Raw genomic sequence first — 21,817 nt, 5'->3', positions numbered from 1 at the left:
AAATTTTTTGGTACAGGCATCAGTATTTCTATAAAGCTTTTGTTGTGTCACACAATTGTACAGATGAAATAATAATGGAGCTCTTAACAGCCGCTGAATTTCTGAAAAAAATATCAGGTTACAAAAAATCATTAGTGTTACCACAATTTCTATAATAAATAAAAAAGTTCCCGTTCAGGGGCAGAGGAGTCTAATATGCACACAGGAAATTTAGCTGAATTAAAGCAGTACGATAAAATAAAAAAGCAATCCTTATACAAAAGCGAACCTTTTGAAGTAATACTTTTAACAATAGCAAAAGATGAAGTCTTAAAGCCGCATACTTCAAAAACAGATGCTTTTATAATGATAATAGAAGGCGATATAATATTTACACACGAAGGCATAGATTTCAATTTGCATAAAGATGACTTGTTTCAGTTTAAGGCAAATCAATTGCATGCTGTAAAAGCATTAACCGATACAGCTTTACTACTTATAAAATAAAACGATGAAAAAAGATATTGCAAACCGTGATGATATTATTTTACTCATCAACACGTTTTATGAAAAGGTAAAAAAAGACCAGTTAATAGGATATATTTTCAACGATGTAGCCAAAGTAAACTGGGAGAAGCATATGCCGGTGATGTACGATTTTTGGGAGAACGTCATTTTCTTCACCGGCACTTATACCGGCAACCCCATGACTGCCCATAAACAACTGCATCAAAAAACGCCACTCAACTCTGAACATTTTCAGGAATGGATAAAACTGTTTACCCAAACTGTGGATGGATTATTTGAAGGCGACAAAGCAGAACTTACCAAACAAAGAGCAATTAGTATTGCCACAGTAATGCAGATAAAGATTGTACACGGGCATGAATACATTTTAAGCTAATGAAATAAAACCAAACAGATTAGACTTTAGGTGGTTAACATCCCTTACTATTCCGTTTTTATTACTATTTACATAAGGCACAAATAGGTAAAAACACTAAACCAGCAATATTTGATTTCGCTGGTGCCCCATTGTGGCGTAAATATGCAGTCAAGACATTGCAGCGCTGCGTACTTGTACCTTACTAAACGCAATCATATACCAAGCCACAGCATAATACCTCTCCTAAAACAAGAGAACCTGAAATTAAACATTATTGACCATGAAGGTTTATGAAGCCACGAACCTTGGCCCAGAAACAAGTTCAGGTGCCGGAATATACCAATACTTTATTGCCATTAATATTCCGTCATAACAGCTGCTACCAAGGAGAAAGCACAAGAGTGCGACGCAAGTAAAGCTTCATAAAACATATACAGTTCGGCCCAAAAAAAGGTATACAAGTTTTGTAATTGTAAATGGTTCACTATTGGTATGGGCGCCAATAGCAGCATACTATTGGTTGATGCCACTAACATAATAAATGGTATATTAGATAGATGAAAACATTAATTATTGCCTGCGCTATCAGCTTGCTTTCTGCTGCTGCCATGAAAGAAGCTGGCATTGGTATTTTCGAAAACCAAATGGATGTAGGTAACCCCAAAATAAAAGGCTCCACTGTTTATGATAAGCAAACAAACACCTATACGTTAAGTGGCAGCGGATATAATATATGGTTTACCCGCGATGAGTTTCAGTACGCCTATAAAAAAATAACAGGAGATTTTACACTTACAGCACATTTTGAATTTGAAGGAACCGGCAAAGAAGCGCACCGGAAAATGGGCTGGATGGTAAGAGCGTCTTTGGCAGATACCGCCATTCATGTAAGTGCAGTTACACATGGTGACGGGCTTACTGTAATGCAGTGGCGTGTTAAACCGGGCATGAGCATGCGGGACCCCGAAGATGAAATTCGTGCACCTGAACTAAAGCAATATGCTATAATACAATTGCTGCGCAAGGGCAAGCATTTTACCATGCGTATTGCAGAGAAAGAAGGCGACCCTTTTATTGTTGTTGGCGAACATGAAATGAGTAATATGCCTGATGAAATATTAGCAGGCATTTTTATTTGTTCCCATAATGCTGACGTAATGGAGAAAGCGAAAATTTCGGATGTGCATATAGAACAATAAGATTGTTTCTTCTTCGAAGCGTTTCACTTAAAGATTTGTATTTAAGCTGAACGCTACAACCCGCTTAGATAAAAGCCGCCTATATAATCCAACCGTACAAGTGAGTGACACAAGGATGCTGAATAGAAGCCATGTGGCTAAATACAAAGTGCACTTTTTGGCTATAATATTTTACAGATAAGATACCCACCAGGCCTTGCTGCCGGCTTTGTAATTACCATACCATTTACAAGGAAAATAGAGCAGAATAATGAGCAGCAACCAAAGCAAATAAGTACGAATTAAACTTGGCTCGTAGGCGGCTGGCCAATTTTTGGCATCTTCAAAAGAAAGATTAACTCCCTTGCCATATGCCATGTATGTCCACACACGGGAGGCGAAACTGATAACCGCCAGATGAACAATAAAGAAGAATAAGGGCACCCTGCCATAAGTAATAAAAACCTGTTTAATAGCTGCGGGTATTTTGTTTAGCAACACCAATAATATACATGATATACCAAGTGTTACAGAAAGGAATAAAAGGGATGGCGGAGATTTGGACACATTTAAAAAAGAAAGAAAAGTGTAGATGCTCCCACGCTGCTGACTGCTCCAGAGAGATGGATCTCCATACACATTTAGCAACCGCAGTACCACAAAAAGTATAAGCGCTGCGGCACCGGTGATTAATAACTGCTTATCCCTTTGTTGCGGCGCCAAATTAAACCAGGAACCCATTATAAAGCCCAACAGCATTACACCCACCCAGGGTACAATAGTATAGGCAATAAGCACTGTAGGACTAGGAATAAAGAATGGAGGATTATGTAATAGCGCCAACAGGAAATTATCTTTTGTTATCATTCCAACAAACGGTACTGCATCGTGCCCCATAATCATAGCAAGGGCGAGAATTATTTGCAGCCATCGGGGCAGCCAAATTAAACCTGCCAGTAGTAGCATGGAACAGCCAATTGCCCAAATTACTTCGAGCAATGTTAGCTGATACCCTTGCGTAAGTATGGCACTAATTACAAAAATTTCTACCACAATTAGCCATATACCGCGGGTTAACAAAAACACACTTGTTTTTGCAAGGCTATCTACCCTTTTGAAATATAAAAACACACTGATGCCGGAAAGGAAAACAAAGGTTGGTGCACAAAGATGTGTAACCCAACGTGTAAAAAATAAAGCTACAGAGGCCTGTGTAATATCAGTTGGTTGATAAGGAGTGTAGCTAAAAAATTCACGTACATGATCCAGCATCATAATAATCATGATCAATCCCCTTAGTAAATCGATGGATTGCAAACGGTGAGATTGTTGGGGAACCTGACTTGATTGTAGCATGATTAAAAATAAGCAATCGGTTGAATTATGGCAAAGGTTTTGGCGATAAAGTTTGGTTGGTGCGGCAAAATTTAAATTTGGCCATCCATATATCCGCTTCAATAAAAGCTGCATATATAATCTAACCGTACAAGAGTGCGACGCAAGTAAAGCTTGATTAGGTAATTGGTTGCCGGGCAAATACTTGTTTATTTTACTGTATTAACAATTATTAGCCCAGCTATATCAATGCTATTAAACCCAGTTGCGTCGCACACTTCAGCGCCTGTATTGCTGTTGGGCATATAACAAAACAGCGCAATAAATACCTCAACTGTTTATAATTTAGCCACACCGCATTATCTTTAATATTTATTAGCCCATTTAACTACAATATGAAAATTTCAACAGCTGCTTTACCACATTTGTCTGCAGGCAACCTTCAATTACCATTGACTACCGTTTTTGAACTTCCGGAAAAAGTATTGCAATTTGGCACCGGTGTTTTACTACGCGGCTTGCCCGATTTTTTTATTAATGCCGCTAATAACCTACAAATTTTTAACGGCAGAATAGTAGTTGTAAAATCTACTGATACAGGCGATACCAATGCATTTGCCACACAGGATGGATTGTATACACATATTATACGCGGCCTGCATAATGGCGCCATTGTGGAAGAGAATATTGTAAATGCTTCTATTAGCAGGGTGCTATCGGCTAAAACAGAATGGCAGTCCATACTTGCCTGTGCACATAATCCTGAAATGCAATTGATTATTTCGAATACCACGGAAGTAGGTTTGCAGCTTGTAAAAGAAACAATTGTGGATACGGTTCCGGTTTCTTTCCCCGGCAAACTGCTCGCTTTTTTACTGGAAAGATATAAGGCTTTTAATGGCAGTGCTGCCAGCGGCATGATTATTATACCAACTGAACTGATTACAGATAATGGCACCAAATTAAAACTGATATTGGAGGAGCTGGCACTGTTTAACGCATTGGATGCCGCTTTTATAGATTGGCTTTTACAGCAGAATACATTTTGTAATTCTTTGGTTGACCGTATTGTGCCCGGCCGCCCCGAAAAGATATTATATACCGAGTTGGAAACTACATTAGGTTATACGGATGAATTGATGATAATGAGCGAGCCCTATGCATTATGGGCTATTGAGGGAGATGAAAAAATAAAGGCAGCTTTAACTTTTGCAACCGTGCATGAAGGCGTAGTTATTTGCCCCGATATTACCCAATATAAGGAACTTAAACTAAGGCTACTAAACGGCACCCATACACTTAGTTGCGGTGCAGCTTTTTTACATGGTTTTACCACAGTTAAACAAGCCATGCAGGATAGCGCATTTGCTGCATTTATAAGCAAGATAATGCTTCAGGATATTGCCAATGGCATACCCTTTAGTTTACCGGCAGAGGCGGCCAATAAATTTGGCAAACAAGTATTGGAACGTTTTAGCAATACCTATATTGAGCATAAATGGATAAATATTACCATGCAGTATACCGCCAAGATGAAGATGCGGGTAATACCTGTTTTACTGGAGTATTATGCCCGCCACAATAAAGTGCCTGATTACCTGGCTTATGGCTTTGCGGCTTACCTGAAATTTATGCAAGCCCAAACAATAACAGATGGCAAATATTATGGCGATTTACACAATAACCCCTATCTGATACAGGATGATGCCGCCCCTTATTTTTATGAGGTTTGGCAACAGGAAAAATCACCTTCAGCCGTAGCCAATAAGGTATTATCAAATAAGGAACTGTGGGGTGCGAATTTGCATGAATTAAACGGGTTTACTGATTGTGTTATTAAGGTCATGGAAACAATGGCTGTATTGCCCCAATAAAGCACAGCTGCAATTTTATACAGCCCAGGGGTGAAAAGAATTTACTTACTGGCAGCTTCCAGATTTTTGGCAATGGTAAAATAAAAAGTACTGCCTTCGCCAGGTGTTGACTCAACCCAAATTTTACCCTTGTGCATAGACACAATTTTTTTACAATGAGACAGGCCTATTCCGGAGCCTTCATAAACTCCTTTTGAATGCAGGCGCTGAAAAATAACAAAGATTTTGTCGTAAAATTTATTGTCTATGCCTATGCCATTGTCTTTTACTGTAAACAGCCATGTATCAGTTTGCTCGGCAACCGTGATGTATATACGGGGTTCTACATCTTTACGGCTAAATTTAATCGCATTTACAATCAGGTTTTGCAGCAATAGTTTTATTTCGGTGGCATAGCCATATAATACGGGTAATGTATCGGCATGTATTTGAGCATTGGCTTCTTTTACGGCTACATCAATATCCACCAAAACATTGTGCAATATGGCATTGCAATCTATTTTTCCAAGCAATGCATTGGCCCCAATTCGTGAAAACTCGAGCAGGTCTTTAATCAGCACTTTCATCCTATCGGCAGCATCTCTGATAAAATAAAGATACCGGGAAGTGGTTTCATCAGTTTGCCCGTGAAAATGTTTTTCCAGTAGTTGAATAAAACTGGTAGTAGTGCGTAAGGGCTCCTGTAAATCGTGTGAAACCACATAAGCAAATTGTTCCAACTCTTTATTTTTGGCAACCAATTCAATATTTGCCAGATCGGCTTCCTGCCTTGCCCGCTCTGATTCCAGAGTGGCTTTTTCTGCTTCCAGCCTTGCTTTTCTTTCATTATCATTTAGAAAAATAAGCTGTGCTGTTTGCTCTTTTATTTTTTGTTCCAGCTGTACTTTCTGGTGCTCTATTACATTTACTCTAAACCGGTAAAACGCAAAAATTAATAAACAGATCCATGCTATAGCCAGAAGTATAAACCACCATGTTTGCCAGAAGGGAGGCGTAACAATCACTTTAATGGAAGCACCTTTTTCATTCCAAACACCATCATTATTGGTGCCCTTAACCGTAAATGTATAAGTTCCGGGATCAAGATTGGTATAGGTGGCAGAACGTTTGGTACCAACATTATTCCAATTGTCATCAAAGCCTTCCAACCTATACGCATACTGATTTTTTTCAGGAGAAATATAATTAAGTGCCGCAAACTCAAAGCTTATATCCATTAATAAATGGCTTACTATAATTTCTTTTGTTTCTGATATATCTTTTGTAAGAATTTGATCATTATCACCAATTTCAACTGCTTTATTATATAGAAGCAATTTGGTAATATAAACAGAAGGCACATGATTATTAAAGGGCATTTTATCAGGGTGAAAAACATTTAATCCGTTTGGACCGCCAAAAAACATTTCACCATCTACATTCCTGTAAGAAGATGCCATTTTAAATTCATTGCCCTGCAAACCATCGGCAAGGCCATATGTTGTTATAATAGCAGATGTTTCCGGATTAAATTCAGCTATACCATTATCTGTACTTATCCATAAATTGCCATTTTGGTCCTGCAGTATACTCTCAATCATATCATCCGGCAATCCATTTGCTTCTGTAAATGCTTTGAAGGTATTGGTAGCATAATCATACAGGTTCAGCCCGCCACCGGTAGCAATCCATAAACGACCTTTGGTATCCTGAAAAATATTTTGCACCAGGTTATTGCTGATACTGCCCTTCTGCTGTGGTGACTGCAGATAATGTATAAACACCTGTTTATCAACATCCAGTTTATCCATCCCTACATCGGTTCCTATCCAATAATTTCCATCATTATCCTGCAAAATGCAATTAATAAAATCATTGATAAGGGAGGTTTTATCCTTAGTGTTATTTTTAAAACATGCCAATTGCTTTGTTTTTGTATCATAACAATAAAGTCCGCCGCCCCATGAGCCAATCCATATTTTTCCATTCCTGTCCTTATACAATGTATTGGCAGAATATTCCTGGCCACTGCTTTTATCGCTATACAAAGGCACATGTGCTTCCACTTTGCGGGTTTGGGTGTTTAGTATATCCATGCCTTCTCTCTGATACCCTAAACCCAGCCGCTGATCATCTATATTTACAACAGAAAGCACATAGTCTGCATTAACAGCATTCTCTTTCCCCGGTTTAAATGTAAAACGCCTTATCAGCCCGCTAACAAAATCAATATTGTTTAAACCTCCTCCATCTGTTCCAATCCATAAATTATTCCTCGCATCGCAGGCAATAGAAAGTACTGAGGAATTACTCAAGCTATTTTTCTTCCCGCTTATATGGGTATATTTCTCAAATTTTTCTGGTACAACAGGTAAAAAATTTACTCCGTTAGACCATGTTCCTACCCACATATTGCCAATATCATCGCGGTAAATGCTGTAAATAGAATTATTACTAATACTACCAATATCAAATTCATCATTTTTATAACAAACAAATTTTTGGTGCTGCTCATCAAAAAAATTAATACCACCGTTTTCTGTGCCAATCCATAAATCGCCGTTTCCATATTCACCAAAACATAAAATATCATTATGACTTATAGAGTTTTTATCATTTGAATAATGACGGTAATGCGTAAAATTATTGGTAGCAGCATTAAACATCGAAACGCCACTACCCTGTGTACCTATCCATATACGCCCCTTTCTATCTTTAAAAACTGTTTTTATCCAGTTCGATCCTATGCTATTTTTATCATTGGCATTGTGATGGTATAGGGTAAACGCTTTTTTTACGGGGTCATATTTATTTAATCCATTAATAGTGGCAAGCCACATATGGTGTGTATCATCCTCAGCAATATCGTAAACATAATCATCAGCCAAACTATTGGCTGCATGGCTATAGTGTTTAAATAAAGTAAATCTATTTGTTATTTTATTAAAAACATACAAGCCGCCTTTAGTGGCAATCCATAATTGCTTTTGGTGATCTTCAAAAATATCGTTTATAAAAATCGAATTACCATACAGGTAATGCGTAAAACTATTATTGCTTCTGTTAAACTTATCCAATCCGTTTGCAGTGGCCACCCATAAAGTACTATCAGTATCTTCCAAAATATCCAACACCATATTATCTGCAATAGAATTTGGTTTTAATGGATCATGTTTAAAAATGGTAAAAGTATATCCATCATATTTATTTAGCCCTCCATCTGTACCAAACCACATAAAGCCCTTATAATCTTTCACTATAGCGCTTACATGCCCCTGCGATAGCCCTTCGGCAGTGGTAATATGTTTAAATTGTAGTGGTGCCTGGCAAAAACTATGCAATGCAAAAATTTGCATACACAAAAGCAATATTAAGATCTGGCTTTTCATAATGGCCAAGGTTTAATCAGGGTAAAATGCTATACAGGTACAACAACAAAATAATTTAATTGCTGCTGTGCTAGCGCCTATTAAAGTTAACACATATAGTGCGTTAAACACAGATATTTATTCCTTCTATTCCCGCCTTTTTTTATTGGCCCGGCAAAAGTTAAATCGTCGGCTTCTCTTGCGTCGCACACTGCAACGTTCAGCACATTATTCAGCAAAGCAGCAAAAAGTATTTTAAAATAAGCTGCTGACATTCAAGCAAAAAGCCAGCATAAAACCTTAATTTTCAAAACTAAAAACGCAATCCATGCAACCATTTCCTATCCGTACAACAGTAGTAGGCAGTTACCCCTTTCCCGGCTGGCTTGAATTTGCCACCCAACACCTGCAACAGTTTGGTGCTGCAGACATTGAAGAAATGATAGAAGATGCCGTTATTACAGCCATCCACGATCAGGTATCAAGCGGACTGGATGTGATAACAGATGGAGAACAAACAAGGTTCGATTTCAACTTGTCTTTTTACGGCTATATCAACGGCATACAGGCCAACGAAACCGAAACCAGGCGTTTTGGCCCCGCCGCCCACGATCAACGCGGCAAACACAATATTATCGATACGCTTACAGCGCCAAATGGCTTAGGGGTAGTAAAAGAATTTCAGCGTTTGCAAAAACTGGCACCGCAAGGTCCGGTTTTAAAAGCCAGTGTTCCCGGGCCATTTACTTTAAGTGGCAGGCTATTGCCCAATGCTACTTATAAAGACCGCTATGCCATTACCGAAGCATTATTGCCTATTATAAGTAAAGAGCTGGAAGCATTGGTTGCCGCAGGCTGTACTGAAATTACAGTTGACGAACCCTCTATGAGTTGCTATGCCTATAAAGAGGACACAAAGCGCTTTACAGACATTTTTAACCGCACTGTAGCGCCTATTGTTGGCAAATGCAGGTTATCTACCCATTTATGTTTTGGCAACTTTAAAGGGCGCCCTGTTGGCTACCGCAGTATAAAACCAATGATACCCGATTTCCTTGACTTTAATGTAAATGAAGTACACATAGAAATGGCCAACCGCGAATTTGCAGAGATTGAATTACTGCAGGTATTTGCCGAAAAAATGGATGTGGCTGTAGGTATTGTAGATGTTAAGAATTACTATATAGAAACGCCGGAAGATGTAGCAAAACGAATTAAACAATGCCTGCAATATATTCCTGCTGAAAAATTGGCTGTTGCCCCCGATTGCGGACTTAGCCAAACAGCGCGTTGGGCATCCAGGCAAAAACTGGCCAATATGGTAAAAGGTGCTAAAATGGTAAGAGAAAATTTATAATAATGCCACTAATTGCAGCCCGCATTAAAGACGAAGCTTTTATACAGGAAACCAAACTGTGTAAAACAGATACTTCTCATTTTGATTTATGGTGGTTGGGGCAAAGTGGTTATTTATTGCAATGGAATAACAGGCGATTGTTATTAGACCCCTATTTATCAGATTCGCTAACCACCAAATATGCGGCCACCAACAAGCCGCATATTCGTATGAGTGAAAGGGTTGTAAACCCTGCACTTTTAAAAAATATTGATATACTCAGTTCCAGCCATAACCATACAGATCACCTGGATGCGGAAACCATTATCCCGGTTTTACAAAACAATCCAGGTATACAGTTTATTATTCCGGAAGCTAACCGCTATTTTGTTACAGAAAGAGCCAAAATTCCGCTGGAATATCCAATTGGACTGAACGACAATTCTTCTGTTACAATTGGTGAAATAAGTTTTTATGGCATTCCTGCCGCACATAATACTATTGAACGTGATGAAAAGGGTAATTGCAAATGCATGGGCTTTATTATTTCTTTTGGCCAATGGAATATTTACCACAGCGGAGATACCCTTTTATTCGATGGCATGGTAGCCTTATTAAAACCCTTTAATGTAGATATTGCCATTTTACCCATAAATGGCAACGACCCTGCAAGAGGAGTAGCCGGCAACCTAAATGTTGCTGAAGCAGCGGCTTTAGGCAAAGCCATTGGAGCCCGGCTGGTAATACCCTGCCATTACGATATGTTTAGTTTTAATACGGCCGATGTACAGGATTTTGCCAAAGAAGCCACCGCTATTCAACAGCCATTTTATATTATGGAAAATGGCGGACATTTTAGCAGTGAGCAATTGTATTAAAAGCTGAATACCGAACCAAACGCCGCAGTGTGCGACGCAAGTAAAGCCGCATTAACTACTATTGCCGGGCTAATACAATTACTTATTATCCGGTAAGGCAAACGCCATATAGCTATCACCGGATGGCTGACGTAGCTTTCCTCCACCACAGGCAATTACCAGGTATTGTTTGCCATTAACCGCATAAACAGAGGGCGTTGCAAAACCAGCAGCAGGCAAACTATACTCCCATAACAATGTGCCGGTGCGTTTATTAAATGCCCTTATTTTAGCATCACGGGTAGCGGCTATAAATACCAGTCCGCCAGCAGTAACTGCAGGACCGCCATAGTTTTCGGTACCTGTATGCAAGCCTTTGGCTTTTAATTCAGGATAATCGCCCAGTGTATCTTTCCATAGTAATTCACCTGTATTTAAATCGATGGCATTTAAAGTACCCCAGGGTGGCATAACGGCCGGGTAGCCTTCTTTTGTAAGAAATTTATTATAGCCTGTAGAAGTATACGGCATATGGCTCCAACCATCATCTTTGCGTACGGGTGCAATAAAAGCAAGTGATTGTTTGGCTTTTAAATCCAGCACAAAAGAAGCGATGGCCTGTTTTTCAGTAAGCGATAACTGGTTAAAAGCAGGCATCATTCTACGGCCCGAGGATAGCAGTTGCAGCACACTGTCTTCATTATATTTTTTCTCAATTCCTATCAATGAAGGGTAATTACCACCACCTTTTCTTTCGGGCCCATGGCAGGCTATGCAGGTGGTCATATATAAGCGCTTACCGGCTTCCAGATTGGTTTCATGCAAAGGAGTTTCATCCTTGTTATCTATCATGGTAAGTATCCAGGGCATTTCACTGGCATTTACATACTTAATGCCAGTGGTGGGGTCTACTGCTGGGCCGCCCCATTCGGCACCGCCATCATAACCTGGAAAAATAACTGTACCCCTTTTGGAGGGCGTATTAAATATAAAACCTGTGGAATAGCCTGCGAGTTTTTGTTTGATATCCTGGTAAGAACTATCCGGCACCAGCGTATTAAGATCGGCAGTGGTTAACGACTGTCTTACAAATGGTTTAGGCCAGGTAGGGAAAGGCTGTGTAGGATGTGGTTTTTCTCCCACAAGATCAGAAACGGTGGGTACCGGCTTTTCTTCAATAGGGAAAACCGGTGTACCGTTGGTACGATCGAATAAAAAAACAAAACCACTTTTTGTTGGCTGCGCAACGGCATCAATTAATTTACCGTTATTGGTAATGGTTACCAATGCCGGTGCAGTGGGTAAATCCCTGTCCCAAATATCGTGGTGCACTGTTTGAAAATGCCATATTTTTTTACCGGTATTGGCATCTAATGCCAGGAGTGAATTAGCGTATAAATTGGTGCCGGTTCTTTTGCCGCCATAAAAATCATACACGGCAGAGCCGATGGGTGCATAAAGAATTCCTCTTTTTTCATCCAGGCTAAAACCCGCCCAGGCATTAGCGCCACCCACATGGTTATAGGCAGTGCTGTCGTCCCAGCTTTCGTATCCGGGCTCACCGGGCTGTGGTATGGTATGAAATATCCATCTTAATTTACCTGAATGTACATCGTAGGCACGTATATGGCCGGGTGCGGCGGGCATATCTTCTGATAAGCGGGCACCAACAATAATCATGTCTTTATAAACCATACCCGGTGTGGTAGACGCCAAAAACAGGTTACTGGCATCTAAACCTAAATCATTATGCAAATCTATATGACCTTTATCGCCAAAGCTGGCAATGGGTTTGCCGGTTACAGCATCTATACAAAATAATTGTGCGCTGGCCGAGTAAAAGAGGCGTTTATCCTCCTTCCCATCGGTGTAATAACTTACCCCGCGGCAAACGTTCATCATAAAATAACCGTTGATTTTTACATCGGTTGATAAAAACGCCACAGGATCAAATACCCATTTTTCTTTTCCACTGGCAGCATCCAAAGCAAATAATTTTAATTTGGGCGACACCCCGTATAATATCTCATCAACAATAATCGGGTTTACCTGTATCTGTGTCAAATTGCTGTCTGCATCGCCGGTATGATACACCCATGCAGGTTGTAAAAGGGCTACGTTCCCCGTATCAATTTGTGTTAAAGAAGAATAGCGGTTATTTTCTTTATTGCCTCCATATACACCCCAGTTGGCATAATTATCTTTTTCGCCGGAAATGGTACAACCAACATACAAACATGCAATAACTATAATGGCAGGCAATCTCATACAACAGTTTTAAAATGACTAAAGAAGTGTAATGCAAACTTTATACTTTTCTAAATTATGAAATTAAACAATAGCACAACCCTAATTAACTGTTTACTCCTTAAAAGTAAACCACTGTTGTAGTTTATAATTATAATCCCGGCTGTTGTATTATTATCTCATCATTCTTGCGTCGCACTCTTGTACTCCATAACACTTTTCAGCCATAGAACACCAAACAATAATGCATTTTAGTAAGTACTTTTACAAGTGAAATCTATACCGCTTTTCAGTATTTTTAAATCCGCTTCAAATGAAACATAGTTATATCATCTGTTGCATTGCCATCATCAATCTATTACCTGTATCACAAGTGAAAGCCCAGCAAAAACCATTATTGGTTACCAAAGAATATAGCCTGTATAGCGATAGTGTTGTGCAAGGTAATTTTACAGCCAAAGTGCTTTCTGCTACCAGTATTATATCAAATTATAAAAGCCCGGCCAATCAATTTAAAAGCCCCGAAATCATATTTAAATTCAGCATTAACGGCAAGGATAATGAAATGCTCTCCGGCACCGATCATCATTTTATTTGTAGCGGACAAAACGGTAATTATACTACTCCGGTTATCAGCTTTGGCAAGCAGCTAAAAGCCAGCACCAATAAGGCTGACAATACTTATCTGGCACCCAATACTTCCCTTACCATAAGGGTAGATTTAAACGAGGTTTTTACTGCCTTTAATCAACAGGGTTATTATACCACTTTTAATGGCAATAAATTATATAAGGAGGATTTTAAAGGTGTATATGTAGCAGGCAATACGGCCCCTTTAATATGGGATTTTGACAATCTGGTAAACCACCCCCAACTACAATTAAAAGATAATACCGGCCAGCATATTTACGAAACTACTTTACTGTTAAATACCAGTGCAGACGAAAAACAAACCGAGGCGCAATGGCAATTAACAAAAAATACCAGCGCCTTTCCGCAATACAGTTCCACTTTTCCAATTGCAGATGCTTTATACAACCTATCGCTGGAAGAAATGACCAAAGCCATTGAGCCCGACAGCACTTTTAGAACAGGAAAGGAATGGGCTGGTGTTTGGACAAGAGATGTTAGTTACAGCATTATTTTAGCAATGGCGCACCTGCAACCTAGAGTTGCTATAAACAGCCTGCTTCGCAAGGTGAATAAGAAAAATTGCATCATTCAGGATACAGGTACCGGTGGCGCCTACCCTTGCTCTACCGACCGTATGATATGGGCCGCAGCCGCCTGGGAAATATATACTGCTACCGGTGATGAAGACTGGCTTAAACAAGCCTACCTGATTATTAAAAATTCTATTGAAGATGATGAGCAGATTGCCTATGATGCTTTTACCGGTCTGGTAAAAGGCGAATCCTCCTTTTTAGATTGGCGCGAACAAACCTACCCAAAATGGATGCAGCCTGCCGATATTTTTGAAAGCGAATGCTTGGGTACCAATGCCGTACATTACCGCGCAAACATGGTATTAGCACAAATGGCTTCTATTGTAAACGAGCCTGTAGTTGCTACTAAACATTATGCTATAGCAGCCAATATAAAAAAAGCTATCAATACCTATTTATGGATGCCTGAGAAAGGTTATTATGCCCAATACTTATATGGGCGTAATCATAAAATAATTTCTCCCCGTTCAGAAGCACTGGGCGAAGCGCTATGCGTTTTATGGGATATTGCCAGCCCTACGCAACAACAGCAAATTATAGCCAATACACCGGTTACCAATTTTGGTATACCTTGTATTTACCCGCAAATACCTGGCATTCCACCCTATCATAATAATGCTGTATGGCCATTTGTACAAACCTATTGGATGTGGGCCGCTGCAAAAGCGGGCAACGAAACAGCCGTATTAAAAAGCATTGGTGATATATACAGGCCTGCTGCCATGTTCTTAACCAATAAAGAAAATTTTGTAGCCTCCAATGGCGATTTCTCCGGAACTCAAATCAACTCAAGCAATATGTTATGGAGTTTGTCCGGCAATATTAGTTTGGTACAAAAACTACTTTTTGGCATTCGATTTAACACCAATGGTATCACCTTTCAACCATTTGTACCAAAAGTATTTGATGGTAAAAGAACCCTTACCAATTTCACTTACAGGAGTGCTGTTTTAAACATAGAAATGAATGGCTTTGGCAATATCATTCAGCGTATTACTGTTGATGGCAAGCCCCAGTCTACACCCATACTACCAGCCAATATTACAGGTGAGCATAGCATTGTAATACAGTTAGCAAATAAGATGATAACTCCCAAAAAACTAAATAATGTTCCGGTAGTATTTACCCCAGCTACGCCCATTGTTACTATTAACAATAGCAACTTACAATGGCAACCCATAGCTAATGCAGTACTATACCAGATAATACAAAATGGAAAAACCATATTGCAAACTACAAAAACCCAATTTGCGCCCCCAAAAAGCAAGACAGCTTATTACCAGGTAATAGCCATTGATAAAAACAATATGGCTTCATTTGCCAGCGAGCCTTTGGCAATGTATGCAGATGCTGTTACCACCATTTATCAGGCTGAAGAATTTGCACCAGCCGCCAACTACAACTATAAAGGTTTTAATGGAACAGGGTTTATAGAAATAAACAATACCATTAACCCTAACATCAATATCCCTGTAATGGTGGCAAAATCGGCTTGGTATACCATTGATTTTCGTTATGCCAATGGCAATGGACCAACCAATACCGAAAACAAATGTGCTATTAGAACAGTATTGTTAGATGGCGCAAATAAAGCTGCTGTGGTTTTCCCACAACGTGGTACCAACGAATGGAGTAACTGGGGATATAGCAATGCGGTAAAACTATACCTCACTGCGGGCAGTCACCAAATTGGGCTGCACTTTACAGAAGCAAACGACAATATGAACCTGGCCATTAATCAGGCCATGATTGATGCTATGCGAATGATTGCCTTACCATAAATCAATACAAATATTTTGGTAGCCGGCATTGGTACAAATGGCAGCTGTACTTGCCACGCTCGGTTCAAGGTTCTGTTTTCATGGCATCATTTATTATGTAGCGGTGTGCGCCCTATTTTTGGTACACGCTTTTTGTTAAATGCCTATTGAATCACACAATTTTAAATACGACCATGTGATTTGTTAGCGGCTAAATAATTGCTGCGCAAAGAACCAAACGTTCAAGTGTGCGACGCAAGTAAAGCTGCATAAATATTCCCTAGCCGGGCACCAAAAAAAATCGCCCCAATAAGTGGAGCGATTTACGAGAAGGGAGGTAATTTTTTATTTGTATAAGTAATTAAGCGCAATTATATCGTTGGCATTAAAAGGGCGGTTGGTACCATCGGTACAGGCCAGCATCCAGCTATTAGGGTCACCTGTTTTTGGTGTTCCAGGAATCCAGATAGCACCTACAGTTGATTGACCTTCGTTGTATTTAAAACCACCACAACTGTATTTACGGTTCTTATAATCAGTATGTCTGAAACCAATGGTATGTCCCAATTCGTGAGCAATAATAGTTGTCATCCATTGTACACTTGGATTTGTACCAAAAGTACCTGCACGGCTATTTAAAGTTATTGGAGAAGCAGGGTTGCCGGCTGCAGTTGGGAAACCAGAAGACTGGCCCAATACACCACCGCCACCAAGATCGGCACCAATGATTTGTATATTACCACCAGAAGCAACTCTTTGGAAAGTTAGTTTTAAACCCAGTTTATTATAACGGGCAATAGCAGAATCAGTAGCCAATGAAAAAACAGGATCAGCAAAACCTGAAATAGAAACAGTAATAACACGTGGTAAACGGGTTACCAATAAAGTAGTGTGGTATTGCTCTTCATCGCCTACTCTTAAGTTAGGGCCTTGTGCTAAAGGCTTAGCTAAATCTTCATTAGAAAGAAAGATATCATTCTCTACAATATATCCGCCATTGGCAACCATAACACCATCGGTACTAAAGCCCTTATCGGCAATTTTAGCCAATACTTCTGATGAAATAACATTGGTTGAAGATGGTACAGTTTTATCTGTTTTTTGACAAGAAAATAAAACGGTAGAAAGTGCTGTGCAAATGAATAAACTTCTGAAGTTGAATTTCATAATTCTTTTTTTAAAGATTTGGGTTATTGTTTCGGATACAAAATAACAGCATTAGGAAGATAGCTCTACCTTAGAAACTGCTTAAAGGGGTATAAGATTTCCTATAAAATCCTTTTAAAGCGAATTGTACAATGGAACAAGTTGATTTGGGCTAGTTAGATAATAAAAAAGCCTCCGTATAAAACGGAGGCTTTTTCCAAAAAAAATATACAATTAGCGGTACAAGTAGTTTAATGCAGTTTTATCATTATTGTTAAACGGACGGTTAGTGCCATCAGTACAGGCTAGCATCCAGCTTTTTGGATCACCAGCTGTTGCAGTTCCGGGAATATAAATAGCACCTACACCTGCAGAACCTTCATTTGATTTACGGCCACCGCAGCTATATGCCCTGTTTGCATAATCTGTATGCCTAAACCCAATGGCATGTCCAATTTCGTGTGCGATAATTGTTGCCATCCATTGTACACTTGGATTTGTACCAAATGTGCCTGCCCTGTTATTTAAAGTAATAGGAGAAGCAGGGTTACCTGCTGAAGTTGGGAAACCTGCCGATTGACCAAGTACACCGGTACCTCCTAAGTCAGCCCCAACAATCTGGATATTACCATTAGAAGCTACTCTTTGAAAAGTAAGTCTTAATGCCATTGCGTTATAGCGTGCAATTGCAGAATCAGTAGCATTGGAAAAAACGGGGTCGGAAAATCCTGAAATAGATATAGTAATTACTCTTGGCAAGCCCGTTACCAAATTAGTAGTTCTGTATTGTTCTTCCTCTCCTATGCGTAAAACCGGACCGTTAGCCAATGGCGTTATCAAATCTTTATTGGTTAAAAATATATCGCCTTCAACAAGGTAACCTCCATTTACTGCTACAACCCCTTCAGTGCTAAAGCCTTTTGATTGTATCTGGCCTAATACCTCACTGGAAACTGTGGAAGTGTTAGCAGGTGCAGACTTGTCGGATTTTTGACAGGAGAAAAGCACAACAGATAAAGCAGCACTAAGCGTAATTGTTTTTAAAACGTTCTTCATACATTAATCAGATTAAAGTTTTGGTAAAAAAATTTGTTTTCTAAATCTAATGATTAAACAGTAGAACTACCATCATATTTACCATATTTATTTTCAATATGCAGCAAGAAGCAATTTTAATTCATAAAACTTGCCTATGTTTAAACACAAATGATATTCAACTGCAACAACTATATTTCTTCAGCCAATTTGTATTACAACAAAAAGGGCCTGCAATGTATTGCAGGCCCTTTTTGAAATAGATAAATACTGTTATTTATACAAATAGTTTAAAGCAGTTTTATCATTAGCGTTAAACGGACGGTCAGTACCATCAGTACAAGCTAACATCCAGCTTTTAGGATCTTTTGGACCAGTTGGCGTACCAGGAATCCAGATAGCACCTACACCAGCATCACCTTCATTTCTTGGAATAGAAAATCCACAACTGTAATTACGGTTTTTGTAATCAGTATGACGGAAACCAATAGTATGACCTACTTCATGTGCAACAATAGTAGCTAACCACTGTACACTTGGGTTTGTACCAAAAGTACCTGCACGGTTGTTAATAGTGATGGCAGACGGAGGATTACCATTTGCATCAGGGAAACCAGAAGAACGGCCAAGAACACCGCCACCGCCAAGGTCTGCACCAGTAATAGTAATAGATGCGCCAGACGCTACACGCTGGAAGGTTAAACGTAAACCCATTGCATTGTATCGGGCAATAGCTGAGTCTGTTGCTACTGTCCAAATTGGATCCAAATTGGTAACAGCAATAGTAATAACACGTGGTAAACCGGTAACTAATAAAGTAGTGCGGTATTGCTCTTCTTCGGCAATTCTTAACAATGGACCATTAGAAGCACCTTTTGCCAATGCTTCGTTAGAAAGGAATATATCGCCTTCTACAACATAACCACCATCTGCAGCAACAACGCCTTCAGTGCTAAAGCCCTGAGCTTGTATTTGACTGATTACTTCAGAAGGAATGGTACTAGTGCTGGATGGTGTAGATGTTTTGTCAGATTTTTGACAAGACACAACCAAAGAACTAAAGGCGAGGCAGGCAGCTACAGTTTTGATGCTGAATCTCATAATGTGAATTTTTAATTACGTTTTTTGTAAAATGACAAATCCAAATTAGGAGAAAAAAAATTACGAACAACCCCGTTCATAAAAAAGTAAAAACTGAAATTGCAACCTTGTAACAATTAAAAAATTCAAATTCCTCAGCCCAGATTTTTTATTTAATAAGACCAATAAATTGCTGAATTTTTTTTAATCAATTCAACCATTCTTTAGAAAATAAACATCATTAAAGCTTTATTAAATTCGGATTAAAGCCAAATTAGGCAAGCTTATTTTTTTTCCAGGTTAAACAAAGAGTCAACAAATTCATGCTTATCAAACACAATTAAATCGCTCATTTTTTCGCCTACGCCTATATATTTTACTGGTATATTAAACTGGTTGGCTATTGCGAGTACTACACCACCCTTGGCAGTGCCATCCAGCTTGGTAATTATCATAGCAGTTACATCGGTTGCAGCAGTAAAATGTTTGGCTTGTTCTAAGGCATTTTGCCCTGTAGACCCATCCAATATTAACAACACTTCATGTGGCGCATCGGGTATTACTTTACTTAGTACACGCTTTATTTTACCCAGCTCTTCCATTAAATGCGTTTTGTTATGCAAACGACCTGCGGTATCAATTATTAATACATCAGTACCACGGGCAGCAGCACTTTGAATGGCATCAAATGCCACAGCAGCCGGATCTGATCCCATTGCCTGTTTTACAATTGGCACGCCAACCCTTTCACTCCATATGGTTAGCTGATCTACTGCTGCCGCCCTAAACGTATCTGCAGCACCTAATAACACCGATTTTCCGGCAGCTTTGTAATTATTGGCCAACTTACCAATGGTGGTGGTTTTGCCAACCCCATTTACACCAACAACTAAAATTACATAGGGCTTTTTGCCGGCTGGCGTATCAAAGCTTTTGTAGTTATTGTCGGTAGCATCTGTAAGTATGGCTTCAATTTCTTCCTGTAGAATTTTATTTAGTTCACTGGTGCTGATATACTTGTCTTTTGCCACCCTTTTCTCAATTCGGGCAATAATGGCTACAGTAGTATCTATACCTACATCGGCGCTTACCAGGGCATCTTCCAGGTTATCCAGCACTTCTTCATCTACCGTACTTTTGCCGGCAATGGCTTTGGTTAATTTAGATAAAAATCCTTCTTTGGTTTTTTGTAATCCTTCATCTAAACTCTCTTTTTCTTTTTTTCCGAAAAGCTTTCCCAAAAAACTCATGTCCCTTATTTATTATGATTCAAAAAATGTAATAATGAATTGAAAAATAAAAATACACTAGTTTCTGCATCTTATGTATAAACTGTGCTATTGTTATTATAAGTAATTCATTTTGGTATTCATTATGTACCCGGCCATCAACCAATGCTCAGCTTTGCTTGCGTCGCACACTTCAGGGTTCGCCCTTTGTGGCGGCAAAAATTGAATTAGTTAACGGTGTATGGCAGGTAATTTTTTATGCCCAATGATTCCCTATCAACATTATTATAGCTGCATGGATTGATGCAGTACAAGAGTGCGACGCAAGAATGCCTGATGGCAGTATTACAGCTGGGCCAATATGGTATTAAAAGCAGTTTTTATCAGGCATTTAAAATGGTAAAGTGTGGCATATAGAAAAAAGAAAAGCCGTTCCGGTTAGGAACAGCTTGAAATATATGAATACTATACAAGTGCGGGTAATTATTTACCTGCCAAGAAATCTTTCACTTTGTCTTTGTGAATGATGGCTTCCTTGAAAGTATATGCACCTGTTTTAGGACTGCGAACAGGTTTAATTACTTTGGTCCAGTTTTTAGCTTCAGCGGCTGCTTTCTGGTCTTTGGTTTTAATCGCGGTTTTAGCTGCTTTTGCCATGACTATTTAATTTCTTTATGAACGGTTACTTTTTTCAAAATTGAGTTATACTTTTTCAACTCCAAACGCTCAGGAGTATTTTTCTTGTTCTTTTTGGTAATATAACGGCTCATGCCTGGCATACCGCTGGTTTTATGCTCGGTACATTCCAAAATAACCTGAACCCTGTTTCCTTTCTTTGCCATTGTTTAAGCAATTTAACTTTTAATCAATTAGATTTTTGTGCCGGCTGCTCTTAGTTCTTTAATTACTATTGCTAACCCTTTTTTGTTGATGGTGCGGATAGCTTCTGTAGAAACCTTAAGCGTTACCCAACGGTCTTCTTCGGCAAAGAAGAAACGCTTTGTTTGTAAATTTGGTAAAAATCTACGCTTGGTTTTAATATTAGAATGCGATACACTGTTTCCAGTAATCGGCTTTTTTCCTGTAATCTGACATACTCTCGCCATAACACTTTTTTTTCGGACGGCGAAGGTCGGGAAATTCGGCGAACTACCAAAAGAAAATGTTCTTTTTTTAAAATTAATTGAACATATTTTTTATTCCTTGCCTTAAATAACCCTATTCGCCAATTAAATACTGCTTTTTAGAACGTTTACCCTTTGTTTTTAATAATAAATAAGCCTGTTGCTTTTGTCAACAGGC

At 39.1% G+C, this 21,817-nt stretch carries 17 protein-coding genes; 7 read left to right on the top strand and 10 right to left on the bottom strand.

Features of this window, described 5'->3' with window-relative positions; translation table 11 throughout:
- The first annotated feature begins 195 nt into the window (after nt 1-195).
- The 3 genes from GD597_RS12625 to GD597_RS12615 all read left to right on the top strand — a co-directional run bounded on the left by GD597_RS12625 (nt 196) and on the right by GD597_RS12615 (nt 2,064).
- Complete coding sequence (locus GD597_RS12625; protein WP_171608229.1) at nt 196-486, top strand: cupin domain-containing protein; 291 nt, start codon at nt 196-198, stop codon at nt 484-486.
- 4 nt (nt 487-490) lie between these two features.
- A complete protein-coding gene (locus tag GD597_RS12620) occupies nt 491-883 on the top strand; it encodes a group III truncated hemoglobin (protein WP_171608228.1) in 393 nt (130 codons plus the stop codon).
- Nucleotides 884-1,422: 539 nt separating this feature from the next.
- Nucleotides 1,423-2,064 carry a hypothetical protein gene (locus GD597_RS12615; RefSeq protein WP_171608227.1) on the top strand — a complete coding sequence of 214 codons (642 nt, stop codon included), beginning with the start codon at nt 1,423-1,425 and terminating at the stop codon, nt 2,062-2,064.
- Nucleotides 2,065-2,235: 171 nt separating this feature from the next.
- Here the strand turns inward: GD597_RS12615 and GD597_RS12610 are convergent, their stop codons facing one another.
- Nucleotides 2,236-3,399, bottom strand: coding sequence for a DUF1624 domain-containing protein (locus tag GD597_RS12610; protein ID WP_171608226.1), 1,164 nt, complete (start codon nt 3,397-3,399; stop codon nt 2,236-2,238).
- Between the two features lie 374 nt (nt 3,400-3,773).
- On the opposite strand from GD597_RS12610, the gene GD597_RS12605 reads away from it, so the two are divergent.
- The gene (locus GD597_RS12605; protein ID WP_171608225.1) at nt 3,774-5,252 is read left to right on the top strand and encodes a tagaturonate reductase; all 1,479 of its coding nucleotides are present in this window, start codon (nt 3,774-3,776) and stop codon (nt 5,250-5,252) included.
- A gap of 41 nt (nt 5,253-5,293) precedes the next feature.
- Here the strand turns inward: GD597_RS12605 and GD597_RS12600 are convergent, their stop codons facing one another.
- Nucleotides 5,294-8,620, bottom strand: coding sequence for a ligand-binding sensor domain-containing protein (locus GD597_RS12600; protein WP_171608224.1), 3,327 nt, complete (start codon nt 8,618-8,620; stop codon nt 5,294-5,296).
- A 307-nt stretch (nt 8,621-8,927) separates the two neighbouring features.
- Between GD597_RS12600 and GD597_RS12595 the strand changes: the two genes are divergently transcribed.
- Nucleotides 8,928-9,956: a cobalamin-independent methionine synthase II family protein gene (locus GD597_RS12595; protein ID WP_171608223.1), complete on the top strand. Its 1,029-nt coding sequence runs from the start codon at nt 8,928-8,930 to the stop codon at nt 9,954-9,956.
- A 2-nt stretch (nt 9,957-9,958) separates the two neighbouring features.
- On the top strand, nt 9,959-10,813 hold the full coding sequence (locus GD597_RS12590) for an MBL fold metallo-hydrolase (RefSeq protein WP_171608222.1): 855 nt from the start codon (nt 9,959-9,961) through the stop codon (nt 10,811-10,813).
- A gap of 78 nt (nt 10,814-10,891) precedes the next feature.
- Here the strand turns inward: GD597_RS12590 and GD597_RS12585 are convergent, their stop codons facing one another.
- Complete coding sequence (locus GD597_RS12585) at nt 10,892-13,060, bottom strand: outer membrane protein assembly factor BamB family protein (protein ID WP_171608221.1); 2,169 nt, start codon at nt 13,058-13,060, stop codon at nt 10,892-10,894.
- 292 nt (nt 13,061-13,352) lie between these two features.
- On the opposite strand from GD597_RS12585, the gene GD597_RS12580 reads away from it, so the two are divergent.
- Nucleotides 13,353-16,046, top strand: a complete 2,694-nt coding sequence (locus GD597_RS12580) for an alpha-L-rhamnosidase-related protein (RefSeq protein ID WP_171608220.1) — start codon at nt 13,353-13,355, stop codon at nt 16,044-16,046.
- A gap of 324 nt (nt 16,047-16,370) precedes the next feature.
- On the opposite strand, the gene GD597_RS12575 is transcribed toward GD597_RS12580, so the two are convergent.
- From GD597_RS12575 to rpmB, 7 genes are all read right to left on the bottom strand, one after another.
- The gene (locus tag GD597_RS12575; RefSeq protein ID WP_171608219.1) at nt 16,371-17,192 is read right to left on the bottom strand and encodes a M57 family metalloprotease; all 822 of its coding nucleotides are present in this window, start codon (nt 17,190-17,192) and stop codon (nt 16,371-16,373) included.
- Nucleotides 17,193-17,405: 213 nt separating this feature from the next.
- On the bottom strand, nt 17,406-18,227 hold the full coding sequence (locus tag GD597_RS12570) for a M57 family metalloprotease (protein ID WP_171608218.1): 822 nt from the start codon (nt 18,225-18,227) through the stop codon (nt 17,406-17,408).
- A gap of 252 nt (nt 18,228-18,479) precedes the next feature.
- Nucleotides 18,480-19,307 carry a M57 family metalloprotease gene (locus GD597_RS12565; protein WP_171608217.1) on the bottom strand — a complete coding sequence of 276 codons (828 nt, stop codon included), beginning with the start codon at nt 19,305-19,307 and terminating at the stop codon, nt 18,480-18,482.
- 263 nt (nt 19,308-19,570) lie between these two features.
- Nucleotides 19,571-20,536, bottom strand: coding sequence for a signal recognition particle-docking protein FtsY (ftsY, locus tag GD597_RS12560; RefSeq protein ID WP_171608216.1), 966 nt, complete (start codon nt 20,534-20,536; stop codon nt 19,571-19,573).
- 462 nt (nt 20,537-20,998) lie between these two features.
- Nucleotides 20,999-21,172, bottom strand: a complete 174-nt coding sequence (locus tag GD597_RS12555) for a DUF4295 family protein (RefSeq protein ID WP_171608215.1) — start codon at nt 21,170-21,172, stop codon at nt 20,999-21,001.
- Nucleotides 21,173-21,174: 2 nt separating this feature from the next.
- A complete protein-coding gene (gene rpmG / locus GD597_RS12550) occupies nt 21,175-21,357 on the bottom strand; it encodes a 50S ribosomal protein L33 (RefSeq protein ID WP_171608214.1) in 183 nt (60 codons plus the stop codon).
- 27 nt (nt 21,358-21,384) lie between these two features.
- Complete coding sequence (rpmB, locus tag GD597_RS12545; protein ID WP_171608213.1) at nt 21,385-21,621, bottom strand: 50S ribosomal protein L28; 237 nt, start codon at nt 21,619-21,621, stop codon at nt 21,385-21,387.
- Nucleotides 21,622-21,817 lie beyond the last annotated feature (196 nt).

Source organism: Limnovirga soli (assembly GCF_013106755.1).
GTDB classification, from domain to species: domain Bacteria; phylum Bacteroidota; class Bacteroidia; order Chitinophagales; family Chitinophagaceae; genus Limnovirga; species Limnovirga soli.
The sequence above is the reverse complement of the archived record's forward strand: the minus strand, read 5'-3'. Positions and strand labels throughout refer to the sequence as shown.